General features: G+C 55.0%; 22 protein-coding genes and 1 other RNA gene. 6 read left to right on the forward strand and 17 right to left on the reverse strand.

Going from position 1 to position 18,466, the window contains the following annotated elements:
• Positions 1-220: 220 nt before the first annotated feature.
• A complete protein-coding gene (locus LAO76_04065) occupies positions 221-1,393 on the forward strand; it encodes an AAA family ATPase (protein ID MBZ5490092.1) in 1,173 nt (390 codons plus the stop codon).
• 154 nt (positions 1,394-1,547) lie between these two features.
• Here the strand turns inward: LAO76_04065 and LAO76_04070 are convergent, their stop codons facing one another.
• From LAO76_04070 to LAO76_04115, 10 genes are all read right to left on the reverse strand, one after another.
• A complete protein-coding gene (locus LAO76_04070; protein ID MBZ5490093.1) occupies positions 1,548-2,648 on the reverse strand; it encodes a YheC/YheD family protein in 1,101 nt (366 codons plus the stop codon).
• A 103-nt stretch (positions 2,649-2,751) separates the two neighbouring features.
• Positions 2,752-2,904 (reverse strand): hypothetical protein, encoded by a 153-nt coding sequence (locus LAO76_04075; protein MBZ5490094.1) that lies wholly within the window; start codon positions 2,902-2,904, stop codon positions 2,752-2,754.
• A gap of 49 nt (positions 2,905-2,953) precedes the next feature.
• Positions 2,954-3,118, reverse strand: coding sequence for a hypothetical protein (locus tag LAO76_04080; protein MBZ5490095.1), 165 nt, complete (start codon positions 3,116-3,118; stop codon positions 2,954-2,956).
• Positions 3,119-3,279: 161 nt separating this feature from the next.
• Complete coding sequence (locus LAO76_04085; GenBank protein MBZ5490096.1) at positions 3,280-3,432, reverse strand: hypothetical protein; 153 nt, start codon at positions 3,430-3,432, stop codon at positions 3,280-3,282.
• A gap of 32 nt (positions 3,433-3,464) precedes the next feature.
• A complete protein-coding gene (locus tag LAO76_04090) occupies positions 3,465-3,617 on the reverse strand; it encodes a hypothetical protein (protein ID MBZ5490097.1) in 153 nt (50 codons plus the stop codon).
• 66 nt (positions 3,618-3,683) lie between these two features.
• Positions 3,684-3,842, reverse strand: a complete 159-nt coding sequence (locus LAO76_04095) for a hypothetical protein (protein MBZ5490098.1) — start codon at positions 3,840-3,842, stop codon at positions 3,684-3,686.
• A 72-nt stretch (positions 3,843-3,914) separates the two neighbouring features.
• Positions 3,915-4,070: a hypothetical protein gene (locus LAO76_04100; protein MBZ5490099.1), complete on the reverse strand. Its 156-nt coding sequence runs from the start codon at positions 4,068-4,070 to the stop codon at positions 3,915-3,917.
• Between the two features lie 83 nt (positions 4,071-4,153).
• Entirely contained in the window at positions 4,154-4,315 is a 162-nt protein-coding gene (locus LAO76_04105) for a hypothetical protein (GenBank protein MBZ5490100.1), read from the reverse strand.
• 449 nt (positions 4,316-4,764) lie between these two features.
• Positions 4,765-5,349 carry a GTPase domain-containing protein gene (locus LAO76_04110; protein ID MBZ5490101.1) on the reverse strand — a complete coding sequence of 195 codons (585 nt, stop codon included), beginning with the start codon at positions 5,347-5,349 and terminating at the stop codon, positions 4,765-4,767.
• 171 nt (positions 5,350-5,520) lie between these two features.
• On the reverse strand, positions 5,521-6,816 hold the full coding sequence (locus LAO76_04115; protein ID MBZ5490102.1) for a VWA domain-containing protein: 1,296 nt from the start codon (positions 6,814-6,816) through the stop codon (positions 5,521-5,523).
• A gap of 174 nt (positions 6,817-6,990) precedes the next feature.
• Between LAO76_04115 and LAO76_04120 the strand changes: the two genes are divergently transcribed.
• On the forward strand, positions 6,991-8,040 hold the full coding sequence (locus LAO76_04120) for a VWA domain-containing protein (GenBank protein ID MBZ5490103.1): 1,050 nt from the start codon (positions 6,991-6,993) through the stop codon (positions 8,038-8,040).
• 52 nt (positions 8,041-8,092) lie between these two features.
• Here the strand turns inward: LAO76_04120 and LAO76_04125 are convergent, their stop codons facing one another.
• The 5 genes from LAO76_04125 to LAO76_04145 form a co-directional block, all read right to left on the reverse strand.
• Entirely contained in the window at positions 8,093-9,085 is a 993-nt protein-coding gene (locus LAO76_04125) for a VWA domain-containing protein (GenBank protein MBZ5490104.1), read from the reverse strand.
• Positions 9,086-9,215: 130 nt separating this feature from the next.
• Positions 9,216-10,229, reverse strand: coding sequence for a VWA domain-containing protein (locus LAO76_04130; GenBank protein ID MBZ5490105.1), 1,014 nt, complete (start codon positions 10,227-10,229; stop codon positions 9,216-9,218).
• Positions 10,230-10,272: 43 nt separating this feature from the next.
• Positions 10,273-11,256: an RluA family pseudouridine synthase gene (locus tag LAO76_04135; GenBank protein ID MBZ5490106.1), complete on the reverse strand. Its 984-nt coding sequence runs from the start codon at positions 11,254-11,256 to the stop codon at positions 10,273-10,275.
• A gap of 293 nt (positions 11,257-11,549) precedes the next feature.
• Positions 11,550-11,743, reverse strand: a non-coding RNA gene (gene ssrS, locus LAO76_04140) — 6S RNA.
• A 239-nt stretch (positions 11,744-11,982) separates the two neighbouring features.
• On the reverse strand, positions 11,983-12,159 hold the full coding sequence (locus LAO76_04145; protein ID MBZ5490107.1) for a hypothetical protein: 177 nt from the start codon (positions 12,157-12,159) through the stop codon (positions 11,983-11,985).
• A gap of 142 nt (positions 12,160-12,301) precedes the next feature.
• Here LAO76_04145 and ribA point away from each other — a divergent pair, with 142 nt between their 5' ends.
• A complete protein-coding gene (gene ribA / locus LAO76_04150; GenBank protein MBZ5490108.1) occupies positions 12,302-12,901 on the forward strand; it encodes a GTP cyclohydrolase II in 600 nt (199 codons plus the stop codon).
• 130 nt (positions 12,902-13,031) lie between these two features.
• On the opposite strand, the gene LAO76_04155 is transcribed toward ribA, so the two are convergent.
• Positions 13,032-13,895, reverse strand: a complete 864-nt coding sequence (locus tag LAO76_04155) for a DUF2520 domain-containing protein (GenBank protein ID MBZ5490109.1) — start codon at positions 13,893-13,895, stop codon at positions 13,032-13,034.
• A gap of 168 nt (positions 13,896-14,063) precedes the next feature.
• On the opposite strand from LAO76_04155, the gene LAO76_04160 reads away from it, so the two are divergent.
• The 3 genes from LAO76_04160 to LAO76_04170 all read left to right on the forward strand — a co-directional run bounded on the left by LAO76_04160 (position 14,064) and on the right by LAO76_04170 (position 16,400).
• On the forward strand, positions 14,064-14,549 hold the full coding sequence (locus LAO76_04160) for an NUDIX hydrolase (protein ID MBZ5490110.1): 486 nt from the start codon (positions 14,064-14,066) through the stop codon (positions 14,547-14,549).
• 227 nt (positions 14,550-14,776) lie between these two features.
• On the forward strand, positions 14,777-15,079 hold the full coding sequence (locus LAO76_04165; protein ID MBZ5490111.1) for a cold shock domain-containing protein: 303 nt from the start codon (positions 14,777-14,779) through the stop codon (positions 15,077-15,079).
• A 289-nt stretch (positions 15,080-15,368) separates the two neighbouring features.
• Positions 15,369-16,400, forward strand: a complete 1,032-nt coding sequence (locus tag LAO76_04170; protein MBZ5490112.1) for a hypothetical protein — start codon at positions 15,369-15,371, stop codon at positions 16,398-16,400.
• A 53-nt stretch (positions 16,401-16,453) separates the two neighbouring features.
• On the opposite strand, the gene LAO76_04175 is transcribed toward LAO76_04170, so the two are convergent.
• Positions 16,454-17,926, reverse strand: coding sequence for a DUF4034 domain-containing protein (locus tag LAO76_04175; protein MBZ5490113.1), 1,473 nt, complete (start codon positions 17,924-17,926; stop codon positions 16,454-16,456).
• Positions 17,927-18,466: the final 540 nt, after the last annotated feature.

An 18,466-nucleotide genomic window follows, 5' to 3' on the forward strand; every position in this document is an offset into this window, starting at 1 on the left:
TCTTTCCCGGGGTCTTGCAGGCATCTTACCATGCATCCCGGTACTCTGATCAAAATGGCGTGAGTGTCTGGCCTTTTGTCACACACTCCGCATCTAACTGTTTGATGCATGTAGATGGATGTTGACGGATTAGTAATGACAACTCTGCAGCTTACATCTCCATCTCACATTTACACCTCCGAAATTGGGAGGAGTCCTCGGCAAAAGAGGCGGGGAATTTATGAGGACCGGCTTTAATACTGCACTTGATCCCACACGGCGCAGCTCAGATGCGCAGGACTTTGAAACCGCCTTGCGGCGGAAAATCGTCGGCCAGGACCCGGCCGTCGAAAAAGTGGTGGAAATTTACCAGATGTTTCTCGCGGGTTTGAACGCTCCCGGGCGTCCCGTGGGAAACCTTCTCTTTCTTGGGCCCACTGGCTCAGGCAAGACGCGCGTGGTGGAAGCCGTTGCGGAATCGCTCTTCGGCGATCCCCGGGCAATCATCAAGATTGATTGCGCTGAATTCCAGCACAGCCATGAAATCGCCAAGCTGATCGGCTCGCCGCCCGGCTACCTGGGACACCGCGAGACGCACCCGCTGCTCACGCAGGAGGCGCTCAACCAGTGGCATACGGAAAAGCTCAAGCTCACGCTGCTGCTGTTCGATGAAATCGAAAAAGCCAGTGACGCGCTGTGGCAGCTCCTGCTCGGCATACTGGATAAAGCCACGCTAACGCTGGGCGACAATCGTCGCGTCGATCTTTCCCAGTGCCTGATCGTGATGACCTCAAACCTGGGCGCGCATGAAATGGACGAATTGATGACCGGTGGCCTTGGCTTTGGTAATACCAAGCGGGCCAACCACATGGATGCCGCGCTGGACGACAAAATCACTCGCACAGCGCAAGACGCGGCCCGGCGCAAGTTCTCGCCGGAGTTCATGAACCGCATAGACAAAGTGGTGGTGTTCAAGACCCTTAAGCCGGAACATCTTGAGCAGATCCTGGAAATTGAACTGGGAATGGTGCAACAGCGCATCCTGCAGGCCACCGGCAACAGCCAATTTGTGTTTTCCTGCACCGCGCCGGTTAAGGGCTTCCTGTTACAGGAAGGAACCGATCCCAAGTATGGCGCGCGGCACCTGAAGCGAGCGATCGAAAAGAATGTGGTCTTCCCGCTGGCAAACCTGGTCGCTACCGGCCAGATCAAACTGGGCGACTTCATCCGTATTGATCGCAAGGAAACGCAGATGACCTTTACCAAGGAAGCGGAAGGCGCATTGGTGCCGGTTCTCCTGGAAAAATATGGAGAACTGAATCCCGGATCGCCATTGGCAGCTAAGGCAGGACGGGGTAGCGGCAAGTCTCCGCGAGACTTTGGCGGGATCGCGCCATTGTTGGACCACAAGTAGCAAGTCAGCACTCAGCAGTCAAAGCTGTACCGCAACGGACGCAAAGAGCGCAAAGGAAATTCAGAGAATGAATTTCCTTTTTTCTTTGCGTCCTTCGTGGCCTTTGCGGTAAAGAAATTTTGGCTGAATGCTGTCGGCTGACTGCTGCGCTCCATCACGGCTCCACAGACTTGAACGATGCGTCCGCCGAGACGGTGGCGATGTTCAAAGCTTTCTCTTGCTGGTGGGATCGCTGATATTCCGCGATCGATGGAAACAGCCCCTGGCGCTCCTCCAGCGTCTGTTTGGAGCCTTGCGGAGCGGTAAGAAATGCGCAAAATTTCTCCAGCAGTTGCGCGTGCGGGCAAAAGTCATCGAGCCACAGGAACTGACCCTGCTCGTTGATCTCCAGGAACCACCACTCTCCGTTGCGGTCCACGGCAAGGTCCAGCGAGCCCGTGCAGACGCCGGCCGCGGCGGCAAACCTGAGTATGCCGCTCTCCACTGGGGCGGGCGTTGCGATGCGCTCCACGGCAACGTTTCTCAGGGCTGCGTCATGGCGCCAGTCGAGAGAATTGGCGGGGGTGCGCACAGCGAACGAATAAACACGCTCTCCCATCAGCACCGCTCGGACGTCGAATTGCTTCTTCACCTTCTCCTGGTAGATGGCGGGAGAAAACGTGAAGACCTCGTCATCTGCGGGCAAGTCCGCGCGATTCAGGGAGAAAGTTTCTGTCACCGTCACATCGGTCGATCCGTGCCGCTGCCATACGTGGGTAGCAAATGCTTTGCAGATAGCATTGTCGGGATTTTGATCAAAAAACTCTCTCACGGCTGCAGGCGAATTTGACATGAGCGTTGCCGGAATCCTGAGGCCGGAAGAGCCAGCCAACTGCAGTTGCACGGCCTTGTTCCGCACCAAGCATGAGGCTGAATAGCGGTTGATGCACCGGACAGGCAGCGTTTCAAGCAGGTAAACGATCGACTCAAAAAAATCGGAACAAGATAGTGCTGCGGATTCTGCGCCGGCTTTTAATGCCGAAGGATTCTGCGCCGTCGGCGGGTCCGGCTGGCGAAGCCAGAGAACATCATCGCGTTCCAGCCGATGTGTTCCCAGTCTGATGCAGGGCTGTTCGTCCACCAGCAGGGAAGCCTGGTCCTGCTCGGCTGGGGAAACGCCGCTCCAGCATGCAGTCTGGTACCCGACCTGTTCCAGGGCCCAGCAAACAGGGGCCGCATGGTCATCTTTCGGGTGCGCCAGCACGATGATTTTCATGGCATTGTCCCGGACAGAAGATTGGGAGCGCCAGCATGCCGCCGGCGCTCCGCTGGTTATGTTTCAGGGCAGTGTTTCGCTTTTTACAAGCGGTTGCGGCATTCTATTGGTCCGGGCTTTCATCCGTACCGCTGGGGGAGCCGGTCAACATGAGAGTGAGTGGCGTAATCTTTCCTCCTGTTACCTGTACGATTTCTTGCGCACTCAATCGGCGTGCGCCCCGACGGGTGAGCACTCGATTGTTTTCATTCGACATGAATTTCTCCTTTCCGCTTTCAGGTTGTTTTTCCATCACCTGGAGAAGACTAAGTATCCGAGCGCAAGTCATGGCCCTGGCCATTGCCCGCACCGGTGAGGATCGCGCTCAGAAGCGTGATGTGGTCGCCGCCCGCGACCCTTTCAAGCTCCTTCCCGTTCAATTGGCGAGCGCCTTTCCGGGTGAGCACCCGAGTATTGTTTTTGCTCGACATAAATTTCTCCTTTTCTACCGCGTAAGGACGGAAGCGCCGGTCCCCGCCCCAATCCACGCAAAACCGGCGTGGCTTTGGGAACCCCGGTGCCTGCGGCCCGCGCTTCCGCAGTTTGCACTTCCTTGGTTTCAAAAAAAACGGCTTTAAAAAACGGCCTGCAGCTATTGGTCCAGGATATCGTCTGGATTGCTAACCGGGCCGGTTGCAAGGGAACTGGCAAGCGTGTTCGCTGCCGCTGTGATCTCTTCCATTTCTTTCTCGGTGAGTGACCGGGCTCCCGTGCGAGTGAGCACCCGGTTATTATCGTTCGACATTGGTTTCTCCTTTCAAAATGAGTTGCAGTCGGTTAGCTATCCAGCTTCTGGTCTGAATTGCCGTTCGTGTTGGTCACAATAACGCTGAGGAGCGTGGCGCCTGCTCCGATGGTCTGTTCTACTTCATCCTGGGAAAGTTGGCGAGCGCCCCTTCGAGTGAGCACCCGATTGTTATTGTTCGGCATGTGATCTCCTTTCCGCCTTCTCCCGGGCTGGGAAAATAAAATTGTCGAAACGCACAGTGACAAAAGCTATGTATCAACGCTGTGGTCGGGATTGCTGGCCGTGCCGGTTACCAGCGTGGTCAAACGTGTTGGAATCACGCCGCCTGAAATCTCGTCCAGTTCCTCTTGCGAGAGTTTGCGGGCGCCCATGCGGGTGAGTACCCGGTTGTTGTCTTGGTTCGGCATATATTTCTCCTTTCTGTTCCTGATCTTTTCACCCGATACTCTGGGCCTAGCGGACCAGATGCAGCGAAGCCGCTATTCGTCGGTGGTGAAGTCCGAGCCGCTGGGACTGTTAGTGCGGAGCACGCTTAGGACTGAGGGCAGGACCGCGCCTGTTACCCCGTCTATCTCATTCTGGGTCAGTGGACGTGCCCCCTTGCGGATAAGCACGCGGTTATTGTTGTTTGACATGAGCTTTCTCCTTTTCTAGTAAACTGCCTTCTCCAAACCGGCCAGGCACAACTAGTCGAAAGCATTGGAGTCCGCTGCGGGAGCTATGAGTCCATGTCTGAATCAGTGCTGAGCATCGTGCCTGTCCCGGTCAAGCTTGCGCGGGTAAAAGGGCCACCGGCCGCGGTGATCTGTTGCAGTTCGTCGGATGTAAGTTGACGGGCGCCTCTGCGGGTAAGCACCCTGTTCTCGTGGTTGTTCGACATAAATTTCTCCTTTCCAGTTTTCAGATTTCCTTCTCCAAACACACTGGAAATCTACTGTCGAAAACAAAACATTAAAAAAGACTATCGAACGATGGGCTGCGGTTCAACGCCGGTTTTTTGTGCAGTCGAGCCACTTAGCACTCAGCCGTCAGCATTCAGCAGTGAGTCCCGAAACGGAACACCTTTCCATCGCCCAAGATGTAATGGACACAAAGAAATGAACTTACCGCAGAGGAAGAAAAATAGTTTGCGGTGTGTTAAGAAGCCCTAAATTTATCGAGATTTCATCTGCGTAGAGTGAAAGAAAATCTAGCCGCGAATCAACGCGAATCCTATCTTTCTAATCTTATTCGTGTGCATTCGCGAAATTCGCGGCTGCTTCTTTTGATCAGCGTGTATCTCCGGAAATCTGCGGCGAAGGGCTTGTGGTTGAGAGCGCGGGCTCGGTGTCAGCCCTTCTTCAACTCAATCAACACCAATCGGGCGACTTCCTTGAGAGTCTCAAAAACGCCTTTTCCCTGGAAGGCGACGGCTTCAAAGGTAGGCTCGTCTTTCTTGGCCAGTTCGCGTTTCAGTTCTTCCACAGCCAGGGCGCTGGGCAGGTCTCGTTTATTGAATTGCAGGACGTAAGGGATCTTCTTGAAGTCGTAACCATGCTCTTTCAGGTTCTCTTGCAGGTTTTCCAGCGCTTCAATGTTGGCGTCCATGCGCTCTTCCTGTGAATCGGCCACAAAAACCACGCCATCTACGCCGCGCAGGATCAGCTTTCTGCTGGCATCGTAAAAAACCTGGCCGGGAACGGTATAGAGGTGGAATCGGGTGCGGAAGCCGCGGACAGTCCCCAGGTCAAGGGGCAGAAAGTCGAAGAAGAGCGTCCGGTCCGTTTCCGTGGCCAGGGAGATCATCTTGCTCTTCTGTTTATCGACCGTCTTATCGAAAATATGCTGCAGATTCGTGGTCTTACCGCCCAGACCGGCGCCGTAATAGACGATCTTGCAGTTAATTTCGCGTGCGGCAAAGTTAATAAAGCTCAAGACTCTCCTAGCACTCGGTGGGCGCAAACTCCCTGCTTGCGGTTCCGAACAGCCATGTTGCTGAAAGACTTTTTTATATCATAACGGACTTGCAGAGGGGGCGCTTCTAATTCTACGCTCTTTGCCGGAGTACCAAATCCTGTAACTCCGGCGGCAATACCCAAAAGTAACCTATGGCCGTGAGCTCTGTTGCGCCTGCGGTGGCAACGGGAAATAACCTTGTTTGGCAAAAACGCTCAGGTTCGGGCGCAGCACGCGGACGTCAATGGTGCGGAAAGCGCTCGATTTTGTCGCCTGGGTCGTATATCCCAGCGTGTACTGATTGCGTGCCGCGTCCGCGATTTTGGAATAGGCCTGTTCTATGCCCTGGCGGTCGAATTCCGCGATCATGTCGCCCCCGGTATCAGCAGCATAACGGGGTAGTATGTTTCCGGTCCCAAAGCCCGGAATACGTACGCGGTTGGCTTTGTCGTAAATCGGGATTGCGGCGGTATCCACGCCCACGCCGTACACACTGATGCCATTGGCCAGCAGGACTCTCCTCACCTCATCGTATCCGGCAGTGCTGCCCAGCTCGCGCCCGTCGCTAACGACAAAGATAATGCGCCGGCGAGTCTTATCGCGTTTGCTCAGGTCCTGGGCCGCTCTTAAAATCGCGTCATTCAGCACATAAAATTCGCGCGGTGGTGTTTGCACGTCGCCCGCCCTGCCGCCGTTGGCATTGGGATCGCTCACCGGATGGCCATTGATGCTCGGTCCGCCACCGAAAGGCCCGCCCGTAATGGGTGGACCGCCCTGCCGTCCGGGACGCTTGATGCGATTCACGCTGGCAGTGGAGACACTGGAAGCGCCGGAAAAGCCCGAAACCTGTTGCACGGTGTGGCCGTAGCGATAGAGCGCGACCTCATCCACTTCACTGAAAGCGCCAATAAGCGCCGGCAGCGATTCATTGACTTTTTTCATGGTTACGGAGGGCAAATCCGTGGCCACAACTACGGCCGCTGAAAGCGGGAATGCGTCCGCGGTAAAAAACTTAAGCTGTTGCAGCACCCCGTCTTCATAAACCCTGAAGTCATTGGAAGTAAGCCCTGGGACCAGGCTGCCGGAACGGTTTTTAACCCGTACGGGAATCTGCACAAAGTTTACAGCTACGCTCATCTTGTACAGGTCGTCACGGCCACTTGCCAATTGACCCTGGCCCGGCGCGGGACGCTCAGCTGGCGTTGGAGTCGGCGCGGCTTCGGGCTGCTCAGGAGGATGCGTGTTGATCGGCGCCGGAGGGGCATTTTCCGGGAATTGCCCCGATTGCTGGGTCTTGGGCTGGGGCGCGTCTGGGACGTTCTGAGGAGACTGTTGCGCCTCCTTTGGCTTGGGGCCATCGGGAAGGGTCTGTTGACTTAGAACAGGCAAAGTTGCCACCGCTAGGGCGCAAATCAGCCCTTTCTTCCCAAGGGTCAACCTAAGCATCAGCTCCTCCTACCACTTAGAACGTTTTTGGGCCCGGAATGTTGCGGCTTTTCCAGCAGGAATGTCTCTCAAACCCATTGTAAGGCTTTAGGGGCTTTTCTGAGGCAACTCGGCTGCATCTAATACAATAGATCACAACACATTTCATTAGAAAGGCTGTGCCCAAAGGCCTTTATGCGGACTTTATTTCTCGTCTTCGCGATCGCTTTTATTCCCCTGTCGATTTTTGCTCAGCAGGAAGCTGCTCCCCCTTCCGTGCAGCAAAATACCGGTAAGAACCAGGTCCAAAATCAAGATAAGGATCAGGTTCCCGACAAAGACCAGGGCAAGATTCCGGTGTTCCGCAAGAACGTGACCGTGGTCAACGTTTTGTTTACGGTAAAAGACAAACACGGCGCTTTGATCCCTAACCTCAGCAAGGACCATTTTGACCTGTTCGAAGACGGCAAGCCGCAGACAATCAAATACTTTTCTAATGAGAGCGACCTGCCAATCACGCTGGGGCTGCTGATTGACAGCAGCAAGAGCATGGAACGAACGTTGCCGGAGGAAAAGGTTGTGGCCGCCGGATTTCTGCAAAAAGTGCTCACCAGCAAAGATCTGGCTTTTGTGATCAGCTTTGACATCACCGTGGACCTGCTCCAGGACCTTACCGGCGACATGCATTCTTTGCGCAGGGGGCTGGATAAGGCACGTATCAATACCAATACGGCAGGCATGGCGCCGATGGGAAATCCCGGCCCTGTGCCTACGGCAAGCGGCAGCAATAAAGGCACACTGCTGTTTGACGCTGTGTATTTGGCCGCCGATGAGGTCTTGAGCCGTCAGGTCGGACGCAAAGCCATGATCATCCTTACTGATGGCGACGACGTGGGCAGCAAGTTGCGGCTAAAGGATTCAATTGAAGCCGCCCAAAGGGCGGACACTGTGGCTTACGTGCTGCTGATCACGGATCCTATGTATCCTTCGAATTACGGCGATATGAGCAAACTCACGGAGCAGACTGGCGGCCGCCTCATCTCGGTGAGCCGTCCGGACAAGCTGGACAAAGCGTTTGCAGAAATTGCCGCTGAACTGCGCAGCCAGTACCTGCTCGGCTTTAGTTCCACGAATCCAGTGAATGACGGTAAATTCCGCCGGCTGGAGGTCAAATCGAAAGACGGATACAAGATCCAGGCGCGTAAAGGTTACTATCCACCGAATGACGCGGCGGCAAGCCGGTAAGCTACCGCGGATTTTTTGCGATCTTCGCGGATAAAGGGGTTAAACGCCTGAATTATTGCTTAGGGACGTAATATCCTTTTTTCGCCCGAACTTTATATTTCTTGCTGTCCGTCATGATCTGGATTGGCCGGAACTGGCCATTGGCCACAAACTGATCTGGGCGATAAGAGATCATGTACTGGCTGCGCAACTCTTCCTGGATATCAGAAAAAGCTGCAACCACATCGTCTAGCTTTACAGGAAAAAAAGCGCGGCCTCCCGTGGCATCTGCCAGCTTCCTCAAATCGTCATCGCCTTTTGTGTGTCTTTCCACCAGGGACGTGCTGATCGTATAGACGATAACTTCCGCGCGTTGGGCCATGTCAATCGCTTCATCGCGATACACGCGGCTCAGGTTGTCCTCGCCGTCTGAGATCAAAATAATGGCCCGGCGCACCGCTCCAGTGGATGGCTCTTTCATGAGCTTGTCGCGGCAGGCGAAATAGATTGAGTCCCACATCGCTGTTCCACCGCCAGCCTTGATGACCTTTACGCCGGTGCGGAGCTTATCAACGTCCCCGGTAAAATCCTGCGTTACGTCCCAGGTTTCATCAAAAGCCAGCACAAAAGCCTTATCAGCCTTGGGGCGGACAATTTCGTATAGAAATTCCGAGGCGGCGTCCTTTTCAAACTGGAAGCGGTCGCGAATCGAGTTGCTGGCGTCAATCAGCAGGCCCACGTGCAAAGGCAAGTCCGTTTGCGCGGCAAAGTTCATCATCTGTCGCGGCGGCAGCTTGTTGTCCAGGACCCTGAATTGGTTCTGCTTCAGGTCGCGCACGAATTTGCCGTCCTTATCCACGACTGTGAAAACCACGTTGACTTCGTCGGTTCGCACGCGGACGGTGGGGATTTGCCCATTCTTAGAGTCGGTTTTTGTATCGTCCGGCTGCTGCTGGCTGCCAGCCGATGGCGACGGAGTGGGGGCAGGAATCGGTTGCTGCGCCATGGCTAAAGTAGAGGCAATACACATCGCAATGAAAACAAACAGATACTTTTTGAGAGTCATAAAAATGCGGTTGATTTACTCATTATAGTTACAATCGGCCAAGCATCTCCTGCGAGCCCAACCCTGCGAAGCCGGCGCAAATAAAAAAGCCCGGTCAGCGCCGGGCTTCTTATGTGAATGAAATGCCTGACTACTGGCGAGGTACGTAATATCCTTTTTTTGCCCGGACCCTGAATTTCTTGTTTTCGGCGGCAATCTGTATGGGACGGAACTGCCCATTAGCCTCAAATCCTTCAGGCTTATAGAACACGGAATACTGGCTGCGCAGCTCTTCATGAATATCGTGGAACGCGTTAGCGACGTCTTGCAGCTTGAAAGGGAAGAAGGCCTGGCCGCCGGTGGTTTCCGCCAGCATTTTCAGGCTGCGGTCGCCTTCATCAGGGTTATTGCTCAGGTTAGTGCTGATGGTGTAAACGATCACGCCCGCGCGCTGCGCCATCTCAATGGCTTCCTGCCTAAGAACGCGGCTCTGGTTGTCATCGCCGTCTGAAACAAGAATGATCGCACGGCGAACGGGACCTGTTTCTTTTTCCTTCATCAGCTTGTCACGGCAGGCATAAAAAACGGCGTCCCAAAGTGCGGTGCCACCGCCCGGACGGATCACTTTTACGCCCTTCGTCAACTTGTCCAGATCGCCGGTGAAATCCTGTGTCAGGTCCCAGACTTCGTCAAACGCAAGCACAAACGCCTTGTCGGTCTTGGGACGAATGATCTGGTGCAGAAACTCAATCGCCGCATCCTGCTCAAAGAGAAAGCGGTCGCGAATAGAATTGCTGGCATCGATCAACAGCCCTACGCGCAACGGCAGATCCGTCTCGGCAGAAAAGTTCGTGATCTGCCGGGGCGGTTTGTTGTTATCCAGAATCTTGAACTGATTTTCTTTCAGGTCCTTGATGAACTTGTTGTGCTTGTCCGTGACCGTAAAGATCACGTTCACTTCGTCGGAACGGCTGTGGAACGTCTGCACTGGCAGCGTATCGTCCACGGCTGCACTCGCCGATCCAGGAGCCACGGCATTTGCGGTGGCCGATGGGGCCTGCCCGGCTGCCGGGGACTGTGCCGCTGGCGGCGTAGTTTGCGCCAATGCAGAGCAGCAAACCAAAGTGAACGCGAACATCAGCGCAAGGGTCTTTTTTTGATGCATATCAGGGCTTCTCTCGCACATTATAGTCTTCAACAAACAATCCTCAATCCCCGATTCTCCGAAGAAAATCACTTAGCTCAGCCGGTAACGGCTGCTGGAACGAAAGCGGCCTCTCACTTATTGGATGCCGGAATTGTATCGCGAAAGCATGCAGAAAGTTCCTTTTCAGGGATGCAACCTCCGGCGCTGTACCTCCGTAACTCACAGACCTGGTCACGCGCGCCGGCGCGCCATATAAAGTGTCACCCACAACAGGGTGGCCAATCGACGAGAGGTGTACCCGGATCTGGTGCGTTCGTCCCGTTTCGATCTTTACTTCCAGCAGGGCAAATTTGCCGTAAGCGCCTTCAATCTGTTGAGTTACCTGCCAGTGCGTGACGGCCGCACGGCCGGGCCTGCTCTCACTTGTGCGGCGGGTAGTCATGCGCGCGCGACGAACCATATCGCGGCTGATGGCGGCGGTAATGGTCCCTTTTGTCATTTTGGGCCAGCCGTGCACCAGGGCGATGTACGTTTTCTTGACCTCGCGATGCGTGAATTGGTCTGCCAGCTTCCGGTGAGCCAGATCAGATTTCGCCACCAGCACCAGCCCGCTGGTTTCTTTGTCCAGCCGATGAACGATTCCCGGCCGTAACTCGCCGCCGATCTCTGAAAGCTGGTTAAACCGATGAAGCAGCGCGTTGACCATGGTGCCGCGATTACCCGCCTCGCCCTTGCCTGAACCGGCATGCACGCTCATGCCCGCCGCCTTGTTGACCACCGCGATACTCTCGTCTTCGTAAATCACGTCGAGCGGAATGTCTTCTGCAAATGCCTTCAACGGCGGCAGCTCGACTTCGCCAGTAATAACGATTTCTTCTCCGCCGCGCAGCTTCATGGAAGGCTTGGGTGTCTTTCCGTTAATGAGAATTTTGTTTTGTTCGATGAGCTGCTGAATGCGTACACGACTGACTTCGGGAAGCTGGGAGACAAGCCATTGGTCAAGGCGGGAGCCTTTGTCTTCGGGCGGCACAGCCAGCGTTTGGATTGGTGCGAAGTCGGGCACTGAAGGGATTGTAAGGAAGCACTCAGCAGTCAGCAATCAGCATTCAGCCAAGCCCTTGATCAAGAGCACAAATCGCACTTTGCATTTATGGATGGAAATCTTGAGGCTGAACGCTGACGGCCGAATGCTGATGGCTTCTTGTAGCGCAGCGGCGAATGCGTGGATTCTGCGGCGAGGCCGACTCGCGCGTCGAGCCGCCTTGCAACAGGCGCAAGGGAATTTAAAAGGGGACGATGATCTATAGCGGTTTGGAGCGAAGCGACAAAAAGGAAGAAAACCGACCCACTTGGCCGTGCGACCGGGCCGTTCTGAACCCGTCCTAAGACGGTGGGAACCCGCCGCGGCTCTTTAGGCATTTCCGTACTGGCGGAACCTCGCACACCGAGCCGTTATTATACGAGTCAGGCCCCCTGTTCATTGAATGTTGGTTCATGAACGGTTACCGTTCTCACCTGCGTTGCAGGCCGGTTATCAGGACTGATGCTAAAGAAAAGCAGAGTAGATGGCAAGTGGTCGCAGGTAAAACTTAACCATTTTTGTTACTTAAATTTTTTTGTTAATTGTTTTATTGAGGAATTAACTGACTTCATGAAAATCAACTGGGAAGACGCTTTCAGCGGATGGCCTCAGCACTGTTCGGAGCTTTGATCGCAGCATCGGGATTTGTGTTGGTCTCGCAATTGTCGGTCGGTTAACGCCCAGATTCCTTCACTTTACCGAATCCCGCTGGAGCCCTTTGTTCTCGGCTCTCGCTGTGTTCTGTGTGGTCATTAGCGGGTCAATCCATTGGCGGCGGTCTGCGTGGTTATCGAGCACATTGAACATTGCCTGGTTGCGGTGAGCGTCGATCGCAGCATTCAAGTCCGCATAAATAGTCTTTCTCATTTAGTCGCTGAACTCTCGGTCATGCGCGCATGAAACTGCATGGCTTCGATCTCTGGAGATGTGTCGCTCAACGCCGTAAGCAGGATGTAACCACCGTAGCCTCTATAATAGATGCGTGAGCTCTGATTTTACTCTTCGCAAAATGGCTGAGGCCGACTTCCCCTCGCGCTGGGGACAGTTCCGCATCATGGGCTTTGAAGGCCATTTCGGTCCCGGCTCTGCCGCCGACCGCCGCAAGGAAGAAGCCGTTGCCATGGTATTGGGCGATATCCACGCCGCGCCGCCGCTGGTACGCATCCATTCGCAGTGCCTGACCGGCGACGTGTTTGGCTCACTGCGCTGCGACTGCCGGCAGCAACTTGAGATGGCGCTTTCCATGATCGCGCAGTCCGGCGCTGGAGTGTTGCTGTATGAAATGCAGGAAGGCCGTGGCATTGGGCTCATGGCAAAACTGCAGGCTTATGAATTGCAGGACCAGGGCCTGGACACCGTGCAGGCCAACGAAGAGCTCGGGTTCAAGGCCGATCATCGCGAGTTTCAGCTCCCGGCAGAAGTGCTGAAAGAGCTTGGACTGAACCATGTCAGGTTGCTTTCCAACAATCCGCAGAAGGTTGCCGCGCTGGAAGCGGCAGGAATCAAAGTGGTGGAGCGCGTGCCGTGCGAAGTGGAAGCGCACGCTGCTTCGGAGCGATACCTGAATACCAAGAAGGAAAAGCTGGGACATTTGTTTACGGAAAGATAGCATTCAGCACTCGGCACCCAGCCGCCCACTACCGCAAAGGGCACGAAGGACGCAAAGCAAGAAAGATTTGAGTCAATCCTTTGCGATCTTTGCGTCCATTGCGGTTAAATTTTTGGCTTAGTGTGCGTTGCTAATGGAGAAGCCGCATCAATTCTTTCCTCTTCGCCGAAGGCAAATCCATCAGTGCCGACTTCACCAGCGCGCGATAAACTTCGCTCGCTCCCGGCACTCGTTTGAGTTCCTTCAAATGGCGAAGCACAGTGTTCAGGTCGCCACGCTTGATTGGCCCGCTGAAGGCTGCCGCTGCTCCACGTTCCGCATAGTTCTTCATGGTCTGGCGCAATATTGGCGACATGACACGGCGGGTCTGGCTGGCAGTGAGGCCAGCGCCACGACCCACGCGTTCAGCCGTGACCAGCGCAGCTACGATCAGCGGTGAAGAAAACGATCCCAGCGCGTGATAGAGCGGTTTGGCCGCCTTCTTGATGGCAAAACTTTCCGCGCCCAGATCCCGAACAATCCTACGAGCAACGGCCACAGCTCGAGTATCGCCCTCCACGGCAAATGGCACTTCTTCCATACGCGGCGTCGCGCCGGGAACAAACGTCATCATGGGATGCAGGGAAGCCGCGCTTGCGCCTTTGCGCTTCAACGGCGAGAGGACATCACTACTGAGCGCGCCACTGGAATGAAGTACGATCTTGCCCGACCATCCGGGTTTGTGTGCGAGTAGCTTTGCAGTTTCGGCCAGAGCGTCATCGGTATGGCAAATCCACAGGATGTCTGAGGTTGGGCCTGCATCGTTCAGGGATTGCGTGCGTGTTTCCAGAAGTCGGGCAAGCATTGCAGCGCGCCGTCGAGAAGAAGCCGTTTCGCGGGCAGCGACAAAATCAATCTGATATCCCGCCGCTTTCAGCGCAGGGCCCAGCGCCTGGGCCAGATTGCCCGCGCCGATTAACGTAATGGTCGCCTTGGCCAAACGCCTGTTTGCCATTCAACGCGAGAATATCAGAAGCTGCCTCTTGTCCCGAACGGAGTGAGGGAACCCTACTACTTCGAGAATCAACTACGGCGGACAAGGAATCCTATTTTCGATGAAAGATGCTCGCTCGTTTCCAATGCTGGTTCGGCGGCCGCTTTTCGTGGACCGGTCTTCAGCGTGATGACCGACGAAGTTGAAGAGCCCGGCAACGTTCGCGCACGGCGTGACGTGATCCGGCATTCGGGTTCCATTGTCGTGCTGCCGCTGGACGATTCCGGACGCACGCCGCTGGTCTTGCTGGAGCGCCAATATCGCTACGCAGCCGGAAGACGCATGTGGGAACTGCCTGCCGGACGCGTAGATCCGGGCGAAAACCATCTTGCCGCCGCCAAGCGCGAACTGATCGAAGAGACCGGTTACACGGCTTCACGTTGGCAGAAGGCTCTCTTTTTTTACGTGAGCCCGGGATTTCTGGATGAGAGCATGACGGTTTATTTGGCCAGCGGACTCAAAAAAGGCGTGGCGCAGCCGGAAGAAGACGAGCGGATAGCGGTGCGTTTCTTCCCTCTGCAGCAAGCAGTTCAGATGGCGACTTCCGGCAAAATCATTGATGCCAAGACCATTGCATCGCTTTTTTGGCTCGAAAAAAAAATAAGAAAAAACTAAATAATCGGGCTTCTTTTTACCATTTCACCTTATAAGAAGTTACACATTTAAGGTGCAGGTGCAGGATGTCTTGTTTGGGCTAACTCATTGTTTTTTTAGCACATAGAGACAGTTGACATCACGTCTTTATGAGGGCAAAATAACCCCAAAGCCAAAGTTATGGGTATAAGACGTGGAGAACTGGGAGAAGGCTAATCTCCGGTGTTTTACGTCCCTTCCCAAAAAGAATGGCAAACCCAAGAGAAGAAACTGGTCCTCGGGACCACAGGTCACTGTGTCCCCAGGGACAGCCCGGAGTAAGGAATGTGTCTCGAATTAAAGGTAAAGTGAAATGGTTCAATAACGCAAAGGGCTTCGGCTTTATCGGCCGGGATGACGGCCCTGATGTGTTCGTCCACTACAGTGCCATCCAGTCGGAGGGATACAAGAGCCTCCAGGAGGGCGATGACGTTGAATTCGAAATTGTTCAGGGACAGAAAGGCCCTCAAGCAGAGAGCGTAACGAAACAAGCTACAACGCAATCTGCCTGATCGATTGTTCCTCTGTTGAACTGCTTTCGAAGACCCGGTCGACCCCACTACCGGGTCTTTTTGTTTTTCGCTGCTCTCCGCACTGCTCGATCTCCGTTCGCGTGGGATATCCGCATGCTCCTTATGCACGCCGTCCGGCGCGCGGACCGGCCTCACTGGTTCTCTGGTATTAAGTCGGACTATTCGTCGCCTACCCATTGGAGTTACAAGCTCTTTTCTGTGGAAGCAGAGTAGATGCGTCTCTAAACTCAACTTCGCTGCTTACCCCCAACAGAGAGAGATTACAAACTTGTCAAAAAAGACCTTGTGCCTGTGTGCTTTCATGCTGCTGCTGGTTGGAACATCGTTTGCCGGTGTTAACGTTCAATCTCCATCAAGCACCAGCGTTACTTCGCCTGTCCATTTTGTTGCGACGGCAACTTCCACTCACCCCATTACTGCAATGCGTATTTACGTGGACGGAATCAGCGTTTTTCATAACACCAGCGCTGGCCTTGATACCTTTCTGGCTATCGCCGCAGGCCAGCACAGCACTGTGGTTCAGGCCTGGGATTCCACTGGTGCAGTTTTCAAGAGCACAATGGTCTTAACGGTCGGCAATACATCTTCACCCACGCCGACTCCCACGCCTTCCGCTTCGCCAACTCCGTCAACTTCTCCCACGCCCGCTCCTTCCGGCGCCACCGTGAAAAGTGATATTGACCAGATGCCCGGCTGGGAAAACTGCACCGTCTGTGCCGGAGCCGGCGCTGCGGGTCCTTCGGCCATTTACTCCATGGTGGAAAACGTGCTCTCTCCCGCGCTCGACGGCAAATCAGCGCAGTTTAATCTCAGCGGCAGCACGCCGTACTCTGACGCGCTTTGGTGGAAACAGCTTGGCGGCAACAATGCCATCAAGAATTTCACCTACGACGTGAATTTTTACATCACCAATTCCACCGCGCCGCAGGCCCTTGAGTTTGACGTTAACCAGTCCAACAATGTCTATAAGTTTATTTTTGGCACGCAATGCAACATCAAAGACGGCGCCCAATGGGATGTTTGGGGCAACGCTTCCGGCAACTGGATTCACACCGGTATTCCTTGCACCGCACCCGCCGCCTATACCTGGCACCATCTCACATGGCAGCTCCAGCGCACGGACACGCAAGTGATTTATGTTTCGTTCACGTATGACGGCGTTACGCACTACGTGAATCGCAGCTATCCGGCGCGTCCTAACAACGTGAGTGAAATCAACGTCGCTTTCCAGATGGACGGAGACAGCAAGCAAACTGCTTATTCCGCATGGCTGGACAAAGTCTCACTTACTTACTGGTAACCAGCCGCATCACTCGCAGCAAACCCTTCCCGGGACCATCCAGTCCCGGGTTTCTATTTGTTGCCTGCGCGTTCGGTGTTCGATGTGAGGCTCACTCGCACCCAGTACTCCGGCTTGGGCGGAGGCGTAAATGTGGCCTTCGCCAGCTTTGGCCGCAGGCAGGCATCGCTTGCAGTCTCCGGCACCACCAGCATCTGCTGTATCGACCCACTCTTGCTCACTTGCAGGATCAGCAGAGTCGGCGTTGGTCCGCTGGCAGTTGCACTGCAATCTTTTACGGAGCGCAGATAGCGGCTGGAAAACTCCTGCGCTATCACGCTGTCATATTTCTGTCCTTCCAGCGTGGCCACATTGGCTGCCACCGCTTTATAAGCGTCCATGATCTTGCGGAAGGGAACAGCGGAACTTCTGGCCCACGTTTTCACCTTGTCAAAATAATCTTTCGTCCCCCATGTGCCTGGGTCCCAGTGATCGCCAATCTGCGTCATGGTTTCGTCCGTCACCATGTAATCGCCAAACCGCGCCGCCATCTGCGCCAGTTGGTTTTGCCCGACTTGAGTCATGCCGTACTGCGCCACCAGCGCCTGGTATCCCACCATTGCCCGCGACCATGAAAGATGCTGCACAATGTTTCCCAGATCGCGGTCGCTCATCAGTGACTGCGTAATCTGCCAGTAAAGAATGTCGCCCGCTTTGCCTCCGGCCTTATTGGCCGACTCCTCAATAAACTTTTCTATGTCGCCTTCTTTGCCGCGCCACTTCGGCATCAGTCCGCGTGCCACTTCCTGGTAGCTGTAATAAAATTCCGGCTCATACGCGATTGCCCTCTGCAAAAACGCGGTCAGGTCTTCGGCTGCCCAGCCGTCCAGCCGCCCGATTTGCAACATCACGTAATACCACTCCGGACATTTCCCTTCGGCCCGCTGCAACTCCGTTTCCGCCAGCTTCAGGCGTTCTTGCATCAGCCGGCCGCCTTCCGGCGTTACAGAAGCTGCGTCGCCATAGCCGCGTGCCTGCCATGCATAATTCAGGTAGGCATAACCCAGCGCCACCCGCGCCGTGGCAGATTCAGGACGCTGTGCCGCCCAGCGTTTCAACCGGTCCAGCGTGTCAGCCCACTCGGCTTCGGTCAGGGGTGGCTTCCCGTTGGGCGACTCAACCGCGGAATAGAACGCATAAAGCCTCCAGCCGCCGCCGGGAAACCTCGTCCTGCCGGCGCGTTCCGCCGCGGCCACGCTATCCAGGACCAGGAAGTTTTCCTGCTCGATCTGCGTTCTTACGCGTGTCACGAATGCCGGCTCATCTTTCTCAGCCAATATCACGGCGATGGCATTTAAATCGTCGGTCGTCGGTAACGTCCGTGGCCCAGCCGTCGCCTTCTCTGCCGTAGAGGGCGAGTCTTCGCCCTTGGCCGCGCGGATCCTGCGCGCTACGTCGCCCAATGAACTCTGGGCTGCCAACTTCAAGCCGGACATCGCCAACACCATCGCCAACAACATGCCTGGATAGAGAAATCTTCGCCGCATGCCCTCAAGCATAGGCCACCCAGCCCGCCAGCCGACAGTTACAGGAGTGCTAAGTCATTGACCGATAAGGCCACTGTCGAATGATCGTCAGCGCCGCCTGCCGGCCGTAGCCTAGCCGAGGCGCTCTCCAGCTTTTGCAGCAACTCCCCGGCATAATCCTCGTCGATGCATTTTCGATCAATGCCTGCGCACCTCCCGAATCGTCCGCTGCACGGTCTTCTCCGCGCCGCACGATATCACCATCCTTCGCGGCTCCGCGCCTCCGTGGGATGTTTGTTTTCCGGGCCAAATTCTCGATCCGTTCCATCCATGTTTATCCGTGGTAGGGTTTTGTTTTTCCCCGATCTGCGTCTATCTGCGTAATCTGCGGCGAAAGATGTTTTGCCTTTTCAATCTTTCCTCCGCGCCGCCCCGGTAAAATTTTGATTCTCAATTATCCAATTTGCCCAATCTTCGTCAGTCTAGGACCGCGCACATCTTATCCGTTCTTGATGAAAATTCACTTAAAAGCTTTGCGCTCTGCTCTCTAAACTGTTGGCG

It is taken from the genome of Terriglobia bacterium, assembly GCA_020072645.1.
Taxonomy (GTDB): Bacteria; Acidobacteriota; Terriglobia; order Terriglobales; family Acidobacteriaceae; genus Angelobacter.

Bases quoted from the DNA above. Each gene is read 5' to 3' on its own strand.
- LAO76_04080 (MBZ5490095.1), bottom strand. From the start codon at position 3,118: ATGTCGAGCAAAAACAATACTCGGGTGCTCACCCGGAAAGGCGCTCGC.
- LAO76_04125 (MBZ5490104.1), bottom strand. From the start codon at position 9,085: ATGACTCTCAAAAAGTATCTGTTTGTTTTCATTGCGATGTGTATTGCC.
- LAO76_04090 (MBZ5490097.1), bottom strand. From the start codon at position 3,617: ATGCCGAACAATAACAATCGGGTGCTCACTCGAAGGGGCGCTCGCCAA.
- LAO76_04075 (MBZ5490094.1), bottom strand. From the start codon at position 2,904: ATGTCGAATGAAAACAATCGAGTGCTCACCCGTCGGGGCGCACGCCGA.
- ribA (MBZ5490108.1), top strand. From the start codon at position 12,302: ATGGCTGAGGCCGACTTCCCCTCGCGCTGGGGACAGTTCCGCATCATG.
- LAO76_04165 (MBZ5490111.1), top strand. From the start codon at position 14,777: ATGGCAAACCCAAGAGAAGAAACTGGTCCTCGGGACCACAGGTCACTG.
- LAO76_04095 (MBZ5490098.1), bottom strand. From the start codon at position 3,842: ATGCCGAACCAAGACAACAACCGGGTACTCACCCGCATGGGCGCCCGC.
- LAO76_04085 (MBZ5490096.1), bottom strand. From the start codon at position 3,432: ATGTCGAACGATAATAACCGGGTGCTCACTCGCACGGGAGCCCGGTCA.
- LAO76_04175 (MBZ5490113.1), bottom strand. From the start codon at position 17,926: ATGCGGCGAAGATTTCTCTATCCAGGCATGTTGTTGGCGATGGTGTTG.
- LAO76_04160 (MBZ5490110.1), top strand. From the start codon at position 14,064: ATGACCGACGAAGTTGAAGAGCCCGGCAACGTTCGCGCACGGCGTGAC.
- LAO76_04130 (MBZ5490105.1), bottom strand. From the start codon at position 10,229: ATGCATCAAAAAAAGACCCTTGCGCTGATGTTCGCGTTCACTTTGGTT.
- LAO76_04070 (MBZ5490093.1), bottom strand. From the start codon at position 2,648: ATGAAAATCATCGTGCTGGCGCACCCGAAAGATGACCATGCGGCCCCT.
- LAO76_04115 (MBZ5490102.1), bottom strand. From the start codon at position 6,816: ATGCTTAGGTTGACCCTTGGGAAGAAAGGGCTGATTTGCGCCCTAGCG.
- LAO76_04065 (MBZ5490092.1), top strand. From the start codon at position 221: ATGAGGACCGGCTTTAATACTGCACTTGATCCCACACGGCGCAGCTCA.
- LAO76_04105 (MBZ5490100.1), bottom strand. From the start codon at position 4,315: ATGTCGAACAACCACGAGAACAGGGTGCTTACCCGCAGAGGCGCCCGT.
- LAO76_04155 (MBZ5490109.1), bottom strand. From the start codon at position 13,895: ATGGCAAACAGGCGTTTGGCCAAGGCGACCATTACGTTAATCGGCGCG.
- LAO76_04120 (MBZ5490103.1), top strand. From the start codon at position 6,991: ATGCGGACTTTATTTCTCGTCTTCGCGATCGCTTTTATTCCCCTGTCG.
- LAO76_04100 (MBZ5490099.1), bottom strand. From the start codon at position 4,070: ATGTCAAACAACAATAACCGCGTGCTTATCCGCAAGGGGGCACGTCCA.
- LAO76_04145 (MBZ5490107.1), bottom strand. From the start codon at position 12,159: ATGAGAAAGACTATTTATGCGGACTTGAATGCTGCGATCGACGCTCAC.